The following is a 12,732-nucleotide window of genomic DNA, read 5'->3' as shown; positions in this document are numbered from 1 at the left end:
AAAACCTTTCATGGCCGACGTTCCGGCCGTCATGCGCGCCTTTCGTGCAAAAGGCCGCAGCAAATCCGCGGCTCCGCCCCGGCCTGCGGCGCGGGGCTGTTCCCGGACATTTCTGGAAGAGCCCCATTTATACAAGGATAATGACCGGAGGGCAAGCGCCGATATGGCCGCCCGACGACGCGCGGCGAGCTTTTTCTGCGCTCTGCGCCGCGGAAAAATGCCCGGAAGGAGCCGCGCCGCGGTTGCGAAGCTCGAAAGATGCGCTTATACTGCTTCCGATTTTTTTCTTTATTCGGAGTTGTCATGGCAGAGAATATCGGCATCATCGCGGGCGGCGGCCAGTTTCCCCGCCTTGTGGCACAGGAGGCCCGCGCCGCAGGGCTCGGCGTGGTCGTCTGCGGATTTCAGGGGCATACCGATCCCGCCACCGCCGAGTGCGCCGACGTGTTTGAACTGCTCCATCTGGGCCAGCTCAGCCGCATGATCGGCTTCTTCAAGGAGCACAGCGTCTCGCGCGTGTGCATGGCCGGTTCCATCAGCAAGCCCAAGGCGCTCGAGTTCCGCCCCGACTGGCGCGCCGCAAAGCTCCTCTTCTCCCTGAAGAAAAAAGGCGACGACGCTCTTCTGCGCGCCATCATGGCCGACATAGAAAAGGACGGCATTCACGTGGTGGCCGCCGTGGATCTCGCGCCGGGACTGCGCGCCCCGGGCGGAACCCTCACCCGCCGCGCCCCCACCGACGACGAATGGAAGGACATCCGCTACGGCTGGCCCATCGCCCGCGCCATGGGCTCCTTCGACATCGGTCAGTGCCTTGTCGTGCGCGAAGGCATGGTCATGGCCGTGGAGTGCCTCGAAGGCACGGACGCCGCCCTGAAGCGCGGCGCAGAACTCGGCGGCGCAGGCTGCATCGCCATCAAAATGGTCAAGCCCGGACAGGACGAACGCGTCGATCTGCCTTCCGTGGGCCTGTCCACCATCCGCAATCTGGTGGAGCATCATTACGCCGCTCTGGCCATTCAGGCCGGAAAAACGCTGTTCTTCGACCGCGAAGAAGCGCTCCGTCTCGCCGACGAACACGGTCTTGCCGTGGTGGCCCTGCCCGACGACTTCGCCTGATCCCTCCCCGCACCTTCAGGATATCGCCATGTCTTCCTCTTCGTCCGCAGGCCGCGTCTCCCGCGGCCAGCTCGTCACGCTCGGCCTCTTCGTGGGCGGCCTCGTCCTCTGCATCGCCGCCGGCCGTTCTCTTCTCTGGGCCCTCGGCTTCGGCGTGTTCTGCTTCGGCGGCTACGCCCGCAGCACGGGCATTCCCATGCCCGAAGTGCTGCGTCTGCTTCTGCGCGGCGTGCGGCGCATTTCCAACATCCTCGTCATATTCACGCTCATCGGCATGCTCACGGGCATCTGGCGCATAAGCGGCACCATTCCCATGCTCATCGACTGGGCCCTGGCGCTCATCAATCCCACCTTCTTCGTGCTCTGGAGCTTTCTGCTCTGCGCCGCTTTGAGCACGCTCATCGGCACGGCCTTCGGCTCCGTGAGCACCCTCGGCGTGGTCTGCATGCTCATGGCCCACACCGCAGGCTTCAACGAAGTGCTCGTGGGCGGAGCCATTCTGAGCGGCGTGTACGTGGGCGACCGCTGCTCCCCCATGTCCTCCAGCGCCGCGCTCGTCTGCGCGCTCACCCACACCGACATCTACGGCAACTTCAAGCGCATGCTGCGCAACGGCGCCGCTCCCTTTCTGCTCACCTGCGCAGGCTACGCCCTGCTCTCCCTCTTCGGCCCCGAACACGTCATGCCCGAAGGCGCCACCGACGCTCTGCGCGAAAACTTCGTGTTCAACTTCTGGGTGCTGCTTCCGGCCCTGGCCGTTCTCGTGCTCGGCGTGCTGCGCGTCAACGTCAAAATCGCCATGGCCGTCAGCATCGCGCTTGCCTTCGGCGCGTCCCTCGTCTTTCAGAAAACGCCCGTTCTCACGCTGCTCTCCGCCATGACGCTCGGCTACCTTCCCCCGCTGCCGGAACTTGCCATGCTCAAGGGCGGCGGCATGCTCTCCATGCTCAACGTGGCAGCCATCGTGGCCATTTCCTCCTCGTACTCCGCCCTGTTCGAAAAATCCGGCCTGCTGGACAGCTTCGAGCACATGGTCGAAGCGCTCGCCGAACGCATCGGCGCCTTCCGCGCCACGGCCCTGGTGGGCCTTCTCACCACCGGCCTTTCCTGCAACCAGACCCTTTCCATCATCCTCACCCGTCAGCTCTGCGCCCAGGCACAGCACAACCGCCGCGAAATGGCCATGTATCTGGAAAACAGCGTGGTGCTGCTCTCCGCCGTGCTGCCGTGGAGCATCGCCTTTTCCATGTGCAGCCTCACCCTGCAGCAGGGAGCCGTCATCATTCCCTTTGCCCTCTATCTCTGGATGGTGCCCCTCTACTGGTCCCTGCGCTCCCGCAGCGTGCATCAGTCCTGCCCCAGACCCATATTCCAGTTTTTTCTTGCAAAAAAACATCACCGGGATTAAAAACAGTTCGTTCACCAGCTAGGGGAGCCTCACGGCTGAGAAAGAGGATAATGCCTCTGACCCTTGGAACCTGATGCAGCCAGCACTGCCGAAGGGAAGCTCGGTTTCGTTGCAGAAACCTCACGTCCGCCCCTTTGGTGGACGTTTTTTTTATCCCAGCGAGGTTTCCATGCGCATCACCGTCAACGGCGAAACAGAAGAAATCACCGAAGGCCTTACCCTGCTCGACTTCATCATCGGACGCGGGCTCGACCCCGGCGTCGTGGTCGCCGAGCTCAATCGAGACATCGTTGCCAAAGACAACTTCGCTGCCGTACGTCTCAACCCGGGCGACAGCCTGGAGCTCCTGCACTTTGTGGGAGGAGGTTAACATGCAGCAGTCCGACAAGCTCGTCATCGGCGGCGTGGAACTCGACAGCCGCCTTTTCATCGGAACCGGAAAATACAGCGACGACGCCCTCATTCCCGCCGTCTGCGAGGCCAGCGCCGCACAGGTCATCACCGTGGCCATGCGCCGCGTGGACAAGGGCGGTACCGGAGTCATGGGACACATTCCCTCCTCCATGCGCCTGCTCCCCAACACCTCCGGCGCGCGCAACGCCGAAGAAGCCGTGCGCCTCGCGCGCCTGGCCCGTGCCGCCGGCTGCGGCAACTGGATCAAAATCGAAGTCATTTCCGACACCCGGCATCTGCTGCCCGACGGCTACGAAACCGCCAAGGCCACGGAAATGCTGGTCAAGGAAGGCTTCACCGTGCTGCCCTACATCAATCCCGATCTCTACGTGGCCCGTGCCTGCGTGGACGCCGGAGCCGCAGCCGTCATGCCTCTGGGCTCGCCCATCGGCACCAACCGCGGCCTGCGCACCAGGGAAATGATCGGCATTCTCATTGAAGAAATCGACCTGCCCATCGTGGTGGACGCCGGCATAGGCCGTCCTTCGCAGGCCTGCGAAGCCATGGAAATGGGCGCGGCCGCCTGCCTGGTCAATACCGGCATCGCCTCTTCCGACGATCCCGTGGCCATGGCCTCCGCCTTCCGCCGCGCCGTGGAAGCCGGCCGGACCGCGTTCCTTGCCGGAGCCGGGGCCGTGCATTCCGGCGGAGCCGTGGCCTCCTCCCCGCTGACGGGCTTCCTGCGTTAGCAAAAGAGCGGCGGTTCCCCATGCGGGAATCCTGCCGCAGGGCAAAAGACTCCTCCGTTCAGGCCGGAGCCGGTCTCAGCCCGTGACGCGTCCATGCTCCGCGCCGGACGCCGTAGTCCTTCTCCTGCGGCCTTCTCCGGCCGGAGCATGCTCTGCGCCCTTTGCAGGCGTCGGCGTCCGCTCCCGGCCATGTCAAACTCCGGGCGATTGCCGAAAAAAACGCTCTCACCGCCCGCACCGGAACGCCGCGCGCGTCCTTTGCCGGGCGCTTTTCCGATTCTCTCTCTGCCGCGCGCAATGCGACGGCGGCAGCGCGAAGCAGGTTCGACATCCGCCGAACCTGCCTCCGACATTGAAATAAAGGCTCAAATTTATGGATACTCCTGTTCTGGCTGATACCTTTGCGCCGGGAGAGGCGCATTTCGACGAATGTCTGGCCGAATGGCCCCGCGAACGCCGCGCGGAACTGGCCGCCAAAGCCACGGAGCACGACGTGCTCGCCGCTCTGGACAAGGACGTGCTGCGCCCCGAAGACTTCATGGCGCTGCTTTCCCCGGCTGCGGCTCCCTTTCTGGAGCAGATGGCTCAGCGCTCCCGCGAAATCACGCTCCGGTTTTTCGGACGCGCGGTCAACATCTTCTCGCCGCTCTACGTTTCCGACATCTGCACGAATCACTGCCGCTACTGCGGCTTCAACGCCGACAACCATCAGAAGCGCCGCCACCTCACGGTCGATGAAGCCGCGGCCGAAGCCTTTGCTCTGGCCGACGCGGGCATAAGCCATATTCTTCTGCTCACGGGCGACGCGCGTCACATCGCCTCGCCCCGCTACATTGCGGACGTGGCCGAACGCATCAAGCCCCGCTTCGCCTCCGTGGGCGTGGAAGTCTATTCCCTCACGCTGGACGAATACCGCATGCTCATCAAAAGCGGAGTGGACAGCATGACCATGTTCCAGGAAACCTACAACCGCGAACTGTACGAATGGCTGCATCCGGCAGGGCCCAAGCACGACTTTCTGTGGCGTCTCAACACGCCCGCCCGCGCAGCCAAGGCGGGCATGCACAGCGTGGGCATAGGCGCGCTCATGGGTCTCGACGACTTCATTCAGGACGCCTTCTGCACCGGGCTGCACGCCTGGTGGCTGCAAAAGCACTTCCCCGGCGTGGACATCGGCCTGTCCGTGCCGCGCATGTGCCCGCACGAAGGCAGCTTTGAAGTCAAGCACGGCGTGGACGACCGCCAGTTCGTGCAGTACATCACCGCGCTGCGCTGCTTCCTGCCGCGCTGCGGCATCACGGTGTCGAGCCGCGAGAGCGCGAACATGCGCAATCACATCGTGCCCATCGGCGTCACCCGCGTGTCGGCGGGCGTGTCCACGGCCGTGGGCGGCCGCGTGGTGGAAGCCGAAAACTCCGGCCAGTTCGACATTTCCGATCACCGTTCCGTGCAGGAAATGACCCATGACCTTGCCGCGCTGGGCTATCAGGCCGTGGCCAAGGACTGGGAAGCCTGCGACTTCTAGTCATGCTTGCCGGCGTTCTTTCCTGCTTTACCGAAGAACAGCGGAGGCGGATGAAGGCCGCCTGCGTGGGCATTGCCGGCGCGGGCGGTCTCGGCTCCAACGCGGCCATGATGCTTGCCCGCTCGGGCGCAGGACGCCTGATCGTCATCGACGGCGACAAGGTGGAGCCTTCCAACCTCAACCGTCAGCACTACTTTCCCGCCCACGTGGGACGGCCCAAGGTGGAAGCCCTTGCCGAACAGCTTCTGGCGCTGAACCCGGACCTTCGCGTGGACGCCCGCATGATGTGGCTGAGTCGCGACAACATTCCCGCGCTGCTGCCCGAAGCCGACATCTGGATAGAGGCGCTGGACAACGCTTCCACCAAGGCGCTCTTTGCCTCGGCGGCCGCGGCCGCGGGCAAGATCGTCGTGTGCGGCTCCGGCATGGGAGGCGTGGGCGGTTTTGCCATGCGCCGCCGCCGCATGGGCAATCTCGTTGTGGTGGGCGACATGAAAAGCGACATCGCCGAATGTCCGCCCCTGGCTCCGCGCGTCATGCAGTGCGCCGCCATGCAGGCCGACGCGGCCCTCGAATGGCTGCTCACGGGAACAATTAAAGATTTACTTTAAGGATTCGTCATGCCCCGCATACTTCCCGGCGAAACCGACGTTTACGCCCTTACCGATTCCCGCCTCGCCCTCGGGCGCAGCGTGGAGGAACAGGCCCGCGCCCTGCTTTCCGCAGGCGTGAAGATTCTGCAGTACCGCGAAAAGCACGCTCATGCCGGCGTCATGCTGGAAGAGTGCCGTCTGCTCCGCCGCCTCACGCTGGAGGCCGGAGCCTGCTTCATCGTCAACGATCACGTGGACATCGCCATGATCGTGGACGCCGACGGCGTTCATGTCGGTCAGGACGATCTTCCCGTGCCGGAAGTCCGCCGCCTGCTCGGCCCGGACAAGATCATCGGACTCTCCACACACAGCCCCGAACAGGCCCGGGCGGCCGTGGCTGCCGGAGCCGACTACATCGGCGTGGGGCCCATCTTCGCCACGCAGACCAAGGAAGACGTGTGCTCGCCCGTGGGATTTTCCTATCTGGAATGGGTGGTCGCCAATATCCGCCTGCCCTTCGTGGCCATCGGCGGCATCAAGGAGCACAACATTGCGGAAGTGACGCGGCGGGGCGCAAAGTGCTGCGCGCTTGTCTCCGAACTCGTGGGCACTCCGGACATTGCGGAAAAAGTGCGCGCCGTGCGGGCCGCCATGCGTCGAGGCTGAGAGGGCTGGCAAAAGCCCGCCTCCGCCGAATCCGGCATTGTTGCGGCGCGCGTCCGTCCCGGGCCCGCGCTGCGCGTTGTTTCTGCCGAAGAGCGCGTCCTCCTGACGCCCGCAATCGTTCCCCCGGCTGCGTTCTGCGGCAGGCAGGCAAAACCGTGCGCCGCGGCTGATGGCTCCAGCCATCCCCGCTCCCGCGCTCCGCTGCAAATAATCGGCGGAACCGTCCCGTGCGCTCCGGTCTTTTCTCTGCGTGCGTCGCCGCAATGCGTCAGGCCAATCGGGCGTTGCACGGGAAGAATTGTCCCCGTGCATCACCGTCAGGGGAAACGGCGCGCAGTCTCAACTCGTCCCGCGCCGCGACGCGAAAGACAACTACCGCTCGTCGATTTCCACCGTCATCACGGGCATGATGCGCGGCTCCTTCCATTCGGGATACTTTGCCAGCAGGATGGGAAAGAGCGTGGATTCCTCCGTCACGCCCTCGGGCGCGTCGCCTGGCGCAAGAAAATACGAAATGCGCTCCTTCGCGCCCTCCAGAATGCTGCGGCTCGTCACAAACACATAGCCGCAGTTCAGGGCAAAAGCCTCGGCCTCGGCATAGGTGTCAAAGCCGTGGACGTTGCCCGCGGCGTCATGAAATTCAAATCTGGTCATACAAGCTCCGATGCTTTCGGCGCGCATCATGCGTTCCGTCGGCGCAGCATACGGCGCTTTTCTCCGAAAATAAACAGTGCAGGGCTCTCTCCCGCGGCGCTTTCCGCCCCTCCCGCGTCCGGGACGGCGCTTCCATCACTCACGCTCCCGGCGAGACGACAGCGCACTTTCTCCGAAGGCGCGGCCGACAAGGTTCCGACTTGTCAGAGCCCGGGGAAAGCACTATAGGAAAGAGACGTAGATTACCCGGCGCACCGTCCGTCGGGACAACAAAGGAAGTCTTACTATGAGCGATTGCGATCACAAGTGCGGCAGCTGCGGCCAGGACTGCGCGGAACGCACCGAACCTGTCGATATGAAGGTGAAGCTGCACAAGTTCTCCACCGTCAAGAAGGTCATCGGCGTCGTCAGCGGCAAGGGCGGCGTAGGCAAGTCCCTCGTCACGGGCCTGCTCGCCTCCAAGATGCAGAGCCGGGGTTCCCATGCCGCCGTGCTTGATGCCGATATTACCGGACCCTCCATTCCCCGTCTGTTCGGGCTCACCCAGCGCATGTCCGGCACGCAGCTGGGCCTGAACCCCGTGCGCTCCGCCACCGGCGTGGACATTGCCTCCATGAACCTTCTGCTGGAACACGACACCGATCCCGTGGTCTGGCGCGGTCCCGTCATCGCCAACGTGGTGACGCAGTTCTGGTCCGAAGTCATCTGGAACAACGTGGACTACATGTTCGTGGACATGCCTCCCGGAACCGGCGACGTGCCGCTGACCGTGTATCAGTCCCTGCCCATCGACGGCATCGTCATCGTCACCTCTCCGCAGGAACTCGTGTCCATGATCGTGGAAAAGGCCGTGAACATGGCCCGTCTCGACGGCCTGAACATTCCAGTCATCGGCCTTGTGGAAAACATGTCCTACTTTGAATGCCCGGACTGCGGCAAGCGCCACGCCATCTTCGGCGAAAGCCATCTCGAAGAGATCGCCAAACAGTACGGCATCGCCCACATTGCCCGCATTCCGATTGATCCCTCCATCGCCAAGGCCTGCGATCAGGGAGCCATCGAAGCGGTCAGGAGCCCCTGGCTGGACGACATGGCCGACGCCGTCAGTCAGCTCTGATCCGCACTTTTGCGAAGACGAAGGGGCGGAGCTTCGGCTCCGCCCTTTTTTATTATGCGACAGACCTCCCCGCCGTCTGCACCATGTCGCGGACGACGAAACATCTTCTCCCCCCCCAAAAAAAAACGGCCTCAGCGACGGGCAAAACAACACTGCGCCGGGCCCCGCTCTCTCTACGGCGCGCCCCGGATTGGTCGAGCGCGCCGAAGGCCTGTGAGCCGAGAGTCATCGAAGTCGAAAAGAGCCCACGCGTCCCGTGTTCTGCACAGGTCCATGAAAAAGGCGTCCCTCCGAAAACGGGGAGACGCCTTTTTCATGCATTTACAAGATCAGATCAGCACCAGCGGGAAAGAATCTGATACGCCGTGGTGGCCACCACCATGGCTACGCAGGTGTTGAACACAAAGCTGAACAGCGCCCATTTGGCCGAGCCGGTTTCCATGCGTATGGTCACGAGGCTCACGAAGCAGGGCGCATAAAGCAGCACGAACAGCAGGAAGGCCACCACCGAGGGAATGTTCCAGTTCTTGTCCCTGGCGATGAAATCGGCCAGATTGCCGGAATCCTCGCCCGCGTCGTACAGCGAATAGGCCGTGCCCAGCGTGGTCACAATGACTTCCTTGGCCGCCAGACCGCCCAGCAGGGAGATGTTGGCTTCCCAGCCGAAGCCCGCATAGCGCGTCACCGGTTCCATGGCCGAGCCGATGCGTCCGGCAATGGTGTGACGCAGCGTTTCTTCGCTGAAGCGTCCGTTTTCCGTCTGAATGGCGTGTTCAATGCTCCGGCGCAGGTCGGAATCCGGCGCGGCGGCACCAAGCTGCGTCTGCAGCTCGGTCAGCGTGGTTTCATGCGCCTGCACCCGGTCTTCGGGCAGTCCAGGATAGGCCATGGCCGCCCACACCACGATGGATATGGCAAGAATGACGGTTCCGGCCTTCTTCAGATATTCCCAGGTGCGCTCGCCGGCGTGAATGACCATGCCCTGAAGCGTGGGCATGCGGTAGGGAGGCAGCTCCATGACGAACGGCGTGGCCGGGCCCTTGATGAAGGAAGAGCGCAGCACGCGGGCGGCGAGCATGGCCACCACCCAGCCGGTGAGCGTGAGCCCGAACATGACGAGCGCTTCGTTGCCCGGGAAAAACACGCCCGAAAACACGATGAACACGGGGAGCTTGGCGCCGCAGGCCATGAACGGCACGGTGAGCAGCGTGGCCAGCTTTTCACGGGGACTGCGCAGCGTGCGCGCCGCCATGATGCCGGGCACGGCGCAGCCGCCGGCAATGCCGCCGCCGAGGATGTAGGGAACCACGGAAGCCCCGTGCAGACCGAAAATGCGGAAGATTCTGTCCAGCATATAGGCCATGCGCGCCATATAGCCGGAGTCTTCCAGAATGGCGATCTGCATGAATATCAGCAGAATAAGCGGCACAAAGCACATCACGCCGCCCACGCCGTCGATGATGCCCGAGGTAATCATGGATTTCAGCACGCCGTCGGCCATATTGGCGTCCACCAGATTGCGCAGCCAGGCGAACAGCGCTTCCACCCACTGCATGGGAATCTCGCCGACCGTGAACGTGATGCGGTACATGAGGTACATGATGGCGAGCATGATGAGCGGGCCGAAAATCTGATGCGTGAGGATATGATCCGCCCTGTCGGAGAGGTCCATGCGCTGGGCGATATCGTCGCGGCGCGTCAGCACGCCGCGGAGCAGAGAGCTGATGTAGCCGTAGCGGTAGTCGGCAATGATGGCCTCGGCGCTGGTTCCGAGCGTGGCCTTGAGATGGGCTTCCACCTCGTCGATGTGCTCCTTCACGTGCTCCATGACCTCGGGCTTGTCGTGACTGAGCTCGGAAAGAATTTCCTCGTCGTTTTCCAAGAGCTTGAGCGCAAGCCAGCGGGTGGGATACGGCGCGCAGCCCACGCCCTCCTCGTCGAGGGATTCCGTCAGATGCTTGAGCACGGGATCAAGATCCGGCCCGTAGGAAATGCTCAGCGGACGCCAGGGCTGTCCCTCGAACTTGCGGCTGAACGCCAGCGTTTCGTGCAGATATTCCTGCAATCCCTCGCCGGTGCGGGCCACGGTTTCCACCACGGGCACGCCCAGACGCCGGGACAGTTCCTTGACGTCGATGCTCATGCCCATGGCGCGGGCTTCGTCCATCATGTTGAGGCCTATGGAAACGGGCACGCCCATTTCCATGAGCTGAACGGCCAGATAGAGATTGCGTTCCAGAGCGCCGGCATTGAGCAGCGCCATGACGGCCAGCGGCTTTTCCGTGCCGATGACGCGGCGCGCCACGCGCTCTTCCTGCGTATAGGCAGTGAGCGAATAGGCGCCCGGCAGATCAATGATGCGGATGGCTTCGCCGTCGCAGTGGGCTATGCCCTCCTTCTGCTCCACGGTGATGCCGGGATAGTTGCCCACATGCTGACGGGCTCCCGTAAGCGCGTTGAACGAGGTCGTCTTCCCCGAGTTCGGATTTCCGGCGAGCGCGAGGGTGGGCAGCTCGCTGCGCGGCCGCCCGTCGTCAGAATGATGAAAATAAGACATCAGTCCACCTTCTCCACCAGAATGAAATCAGCTTCGTTGTTGCGCAGGCTCAGGGTAAAGCCCGGCAGGCGGAGGGCGACGGGATCGCGCAGCGGCGCGCGGCCTATGACTTCCACTTCGGCTCCGGGAACCAGTCCCATGTCGCGAATGCGGCGGCCCAGTTCACCATCGGCTCGTACGGATGCAATGCGCGCCTTGGTGCCTACGGGAAGAGAACGAAGAGGTATGCTCATGTCAAATGTCCTTGATGATGCTGAGGGTTGTTCTCCCCGCACCGGGAGGATTCAGAACGACGACTCAGCTCAGGACGTTTTCCGCCTGACTTCTCGGACAGTTGGTCGTGAACCGACCGAAGATTCCGAATGTCCCGATACGAAATGCGGTTTCAATAAGCTATGCTTCCGCAGCCCGCTTGTCAAATCATGCGGCCGTCTCTTGCCCCCCTTTTGAAGCTATGGCATAGTCGCCTCGTCCTTTTCCGCGCACTCTTGGGCGCGGGGCACGTTTTTACCTTCTGCAAGCGGGCTTTTCATCATGCTTCCCCTGCTCGACGTTCAGCATCTCACCGTATCCTTTGGTTCCGTTCCCGTCGTGCGTGACATCAGTTTTTCGCTGTTTCGGGGCCGCACGCTCTGCCTCGTGGGCGAATCCGGATCCGGCAAGAGCATGACGGCCTTTTCCATCATGCGCCTGCTTCCCTCTCCGGGACGCGTTTCCTCCGGAGCCCTGCTCTTTGAAGGCGAAGACCTGCTCAAGCTCAGAGAAAAGGACATGCGCCACCGGCGAGGCCGCGACATCTCCATGATCTTCCAGGAACCCATGACCTCCCTGAATCCCGTGCTGCGCATAGGAAAGCAGCTTGCCGAGCCTCTCGAAATCCACGAAGGCCTGCACGGCCGCGCGGCTGAAGAGCGCGCCGCCGAGCTCATGGACCTCGTGGGCATACCCGACCCCGTCCGCAGGCTCAACGATTATCCGCATCAGTTTTCCGGGGGCATGCGTCAGCGCGTCATGATAGCCATGGCGCTGGCCTGCTCGCCCAAGCTTCTGCTGGCCGACGAACCCACCACCGCGCTCGACATCACCATTCAGGGGCAGATTCTGCGCCTTCTCGGCAGGCTCGCCCGCGAAAGGGACATGGGCGTGCTGCTCATCACCCACGATCTCGGCGTGGTGGCCGAAGCCGCGGACGACGTCGCCGTCATGTATGCCGGACAGCTCATGGAACAGGCGCCGGTTTCCGAATTCTTCGCCGAGCCGCTTCATCCCTATTCCCGGGGACTCATGGCCTGCGCGCCCCTCGTGGGCAATCACAACTGCGAACGACTGCCTTCCATTCCCGGCATGGTTCCGCTGCCTTCCGAACTGCCCGAAGGCTGCTCCTTCCGACCGCGCTGCTCGCACGCTTCGCAGCAGTGCCTCCGCGAGCCGCCGCTCCGGGCCGTCGGCGAGCACCATTTCGTGCGATGCTGGAAGGCTTTCGCATAAAAATTTGCCGAACTCAAAAAAAACACTTGCCAAAGGACGGCAAATTTACTAAGAACATTCCTGCGCCGAAGTGGTGAAATTGGTAGACACGCTAGGTTCAGGGTCTAGTTCCCGTTCGGGAGTAAGAGTTCGAGTCTCTTCTTCGGCACCATGTTTCAAACGGAAAGTTCAGGCTTTCCGTTTTTTTGTTTCATGTCCCAAAAGCGCGGAGTCGTTGCCACTCCGCGCTTTTTTCTTTTTATTCGCCCAATCGTTCGCCTTTCTTTTTAATTGAGGCGTACCACAGCGGGTTATGATGCCTGATGTGCTCTTCCGGCACAAAACCCGTGAACATGGAACGCAGCGCGGGGCCTTCGCCCGGAGCCAGCGCAGCCATGTAGATATGTACGGGCAGAAGAATGGCCATGATGCCGGCACAGCAGAAGTGAATGAAAATGCACCACTGCAGCACGGTTTCCGAAAC

12 protein-coding genes, 1 tRNA gene, 1 pseudogene and 1 riboswitch are annotated in these 12,732 nt (G+C 62.7%); of the genes and pseudogenes, 10 read left to right on the top strand and 4 right to left on the bottom strand.

The window, feature by feature from the left end; translation table 11 throughout:
- Positions 1-303: 303 nt before the first annotated feature.
- The 7 genes from lpxI (at position 304) to thiE (ending at position 6,453) form a co-directional block, all read left to right on the top strand.
- Entirely contained in the window at positions 304-1,119 is an 816-nt protein-coding gene (gene lpxI / locus Q0K02_RS05735; RefSeq protein ID WP_294485918.1) for a UDP-2,3-diacylglucosamine diphosphatase LpxI, read from the top strand.
- A gap of 28 nt (positions 1,120-1,147) precedes the next feature.
- On the top strand, positions 1,148-2,527 hold the full coding sequence (locus Q0K02_RS05730) for a Na+/H+ antiporter NhaC family protein (RefSeq protein ID WP_294485916.1): 1,380 nt from the start codon (positions 1,148-1,150) through the stop codon (positions 2,525-2,527).
- 10 nt (positions 2,528-2,537) lie between these two features.
- Positions 2,538-2,641: riboswitch (TPP riboswitch) on the top strand.
- Positions 2,642-2,696: 55 nt separating this feature from the next.
- Positions 2,697-2,897: a sulfur carrier protein ThiS gene (gene thiS / locus Q0K02_RS05725; RefSeq protein WP_294485913.1), complete on the top strand. Its 201-nt coding sequence runs from the start codon at positions 2,697-2,699 to the stop codon at positions 2,895-2,897.
- A 1-nt stretch (position 2,898) separates the two neighbouring features.
- On the top strand, positions 2,899-3,669 hold the full coding sequence (locus tag Q0K02_RS05720) for a thiazole synthase (protein ID WP_294485910.1): 771 nt from the start codon (positions 2,899-2,901) through the stop codon (positions 3,667-3,669).
- 373 nt (positions 3,670-4,042) lie between these two features.
- Positions 4,043-5,194 (top strand): 2-iminoacetate synthase ThiH, encoded by a 1,152-nt coding sequence (thiH, locus tag Q0K02_RS05715; RefSeq protein ID WP_294485909.1) that lies wholly within the window; start codon positions 4,043-4,045, stop codon positions 5,192-5,194.
- A gap of 2 nt (positions 5,195-5,196) precedes the next feature.
- Complete coding sequence (gene thiF, locus Q0K02_RS05710; RefSeq protein ID WP_294485906.1) at positions 5,197-5,805, top strand: sulfur carrier protein ThiS adenylyltransferase ThiF; 609 nt, start codon at positions 5,197-5,199, stop codon at positions 5,803-5,805.
- Positions 5,806-5,814: 9 nt separating this feature from the next.
- Positions 5,815-6,453: a thiamine phosphate synthase gene (thiE, locus tag Q0K02_RS05705; protein WP_294485905.1), complete on the top strand. Its 639-nt coding sequence runs from the start codon at positions 5,815-5,817 to the stop codon at positions 6,451-6,453.
- Positions 6,454-6,825: 372 nt separating this feature from the next.
- Here thiE and Q0K02_RS05700 read toward each other — a convergent pair whose 3' ends face one another.
- Positions 6,826-7,107 (bottom strand): hypothetical protein, encoded by a 282-nt coding sequence (locus Q0K02_RS05700; RefSeq protein ID WP_294485902.1) that lies wholly within the window; start codon positions 7,105-7,107, stop codon positions 6,826-6,828.
- Positions 7,108-7,393: 286 nt separating this feature from the next.
- On the opposite strand from Q0K02_RS05700, the gene Q0K02_RS05695 reads away from it, so the two are divergent.
- Positions 7,394-8,224, top strand: coding sequence for an Mrp/NBP35 family ATP-binding protein (locus tag Q0K02_RS05695; RefSeq protein WP_294485900.1), 831 nt, complete (start codon positions 7,394-7,396; stop codon positions 8,222-8,224).
- A 334-nt stretch (positions 8,225-8,558) separates the two neighbouring features.
- On the opposite strand, the gene feoB is transcribed toward Q0K02_RS05695, so the two are convergent.
- The gene (gene feoB / locus Q0K02_RS05690) at positions 8,559-10,781 is read right to left on the bottom strand and encodes a ferrous iron transport protein B (protein ID WP_294485897.1); all 2,223 of its coding nucleotides are present in this window, start codon (positions 10,779-10,781) and stop codon (positions 8,559-8,561) included.
- Positions 10,781-11,014: a FeoA family protein gene (locus Q0K02_RS05685; protein WP_294485892.1), complete on the bottom strand. Its 234-nt coding sequence runs from the start codon at positions 11,012-11,014 to the stop codon at positions 10,781-10,783. The genes feoB and Q0K02_RS05685 overlap by 1 nt, the downstream gene beginning before the upstream one ends.
- A 301-nt stretch (positions 11,015-11,315) precedes the next feature.
- Here Q0K02_RS05685 and Q0K02_RS05680 point away from each other — a divergent pair, with 301 nt between their 5' ends.
- Both Q0K02_RS05680 and Q0K02_RS05675 read left to right on the top strand, forming a co-directional pair.
- Positions 11,316-12,269 carry an ABC transporter ATP-binding protein gene (locus tag Q0K02_RS05680; protein ID WP_294485889.1) on the top strand — a complete coding sequence of 318 codons (954 nt, stop codon included), beginning with the start codon at positions 11,316-11,318 and terminating at the stop codon, positions 12,267-12,269.
- A gap of 64 nt (positions 12,270-12,333) precedes the next feature.
- A tRNA-Leu gene (locus tag Q0K02_RS05675) sits at positions 12,334-12,420 on the top strand.
- 87 nt (positions 12,421-12,507) lie between these two features.
- On the opposite strand, the pseudogene Q0K02_RS05670 reads toward Q0K02_RS05675, so the two are convergent.
- Positions 12,508-12,732, bottom strand: a pseudogene (locus tag Q0K02_RS05670) (formate dehydrogenase); the annotation flags it as partial.

This window comes from uncultured Mailhella sp. (assembly GCF_944324995.1).
Lineage (GTDB): Bacteria > Desulfobacterota > Desulfovibrionia > Desulfovibrionales > Desulfovibrionaceae > Mailhella.
Note: the sequence above shows the minus strand (reverse complement) of the source record. Positions and strands in the feature narration are given on the sequence as shown.

Coding starts and splice junctions, on each gene's coding strand:
- lpxI (WP_294485918.1), top strand. CDS start 304: ATGGCAGAGAATATCGGCATCATCGCGGGCGGCGGCCAGTTTCCCCGC.
- Q0K02_RS05730 (WP_294485916.1), top strand. CDS start 1,148: ATGTCTTCCTCTTCGTCCGCAGGCCGCGTCTCCCGCGGCCAGCTCGTC.
- thiS (WP_294485913.1), top strand. CDS start 2,697: ATGCGCATCACCGTCAACGGCGAAACAGAAGAAATCACCGAAGGCCTT.
- Q0K02_RS05720 (WP_294485910.1), top strand. CDS start 2,899: ATGCAGCAGTCCGACAAGCTCGTCATCGGCGGCGTGGAACTCGACAGC.
- thiH (WP_294485909.1), top strand. CDS start 4,043: ATGGATACTCCTGTTCTGGCTGATACCTTTGCGCCGGGAGAGGCGCAT.
- thiF (WP_294485906.1), top strand. CDS start 5,197: ATGCTTGCCGGCGTTCTTTCCTGCTTTACCGAAGAACAGCGGAGGCGG.
- thiE (WP_294485905.1), top strand. CDS start 5,815: ATGCCCCGCATACTTCCCGGCGAAACCGACGTTTACGCCCTTACCGAT.
- Q0K02_RS05700 (WP_294485902.1), bottom strand. CDS start 7,107: ATGACCAGATTTGAATTTCATGACGCCGCGGGCAACGTCCACGGCTTT.
- Q0K02_RS05695 (WP_294485900.1), top strand. CDS start 7,394: ATGAGCGATTGCGATCACAAGTGCGGCAGCTGCGGCCAGGACTGCGCG.
- feoB (WP_294485897.1), bottom strand. CDS start 10,781: ATGTCTTATTTTCATCATTCTGACGACGGGCGGCCGCGCAGCGAGCTG.
- Q0K02_RS05685 (WP_294485892.1), bottom strand. CDS start 11,014: ATGAGCATACCTCTTCGTTCTCTTCCCGTAGGCACCAAGGCGCGCATT.
- Q0K02_RS05680 (WP_294485889.1), top strand. CDS start 11,316: ATGCTTCCCCTGCTCGACGTTCAGCATCTCACCGTATCCTTTGGTTCC.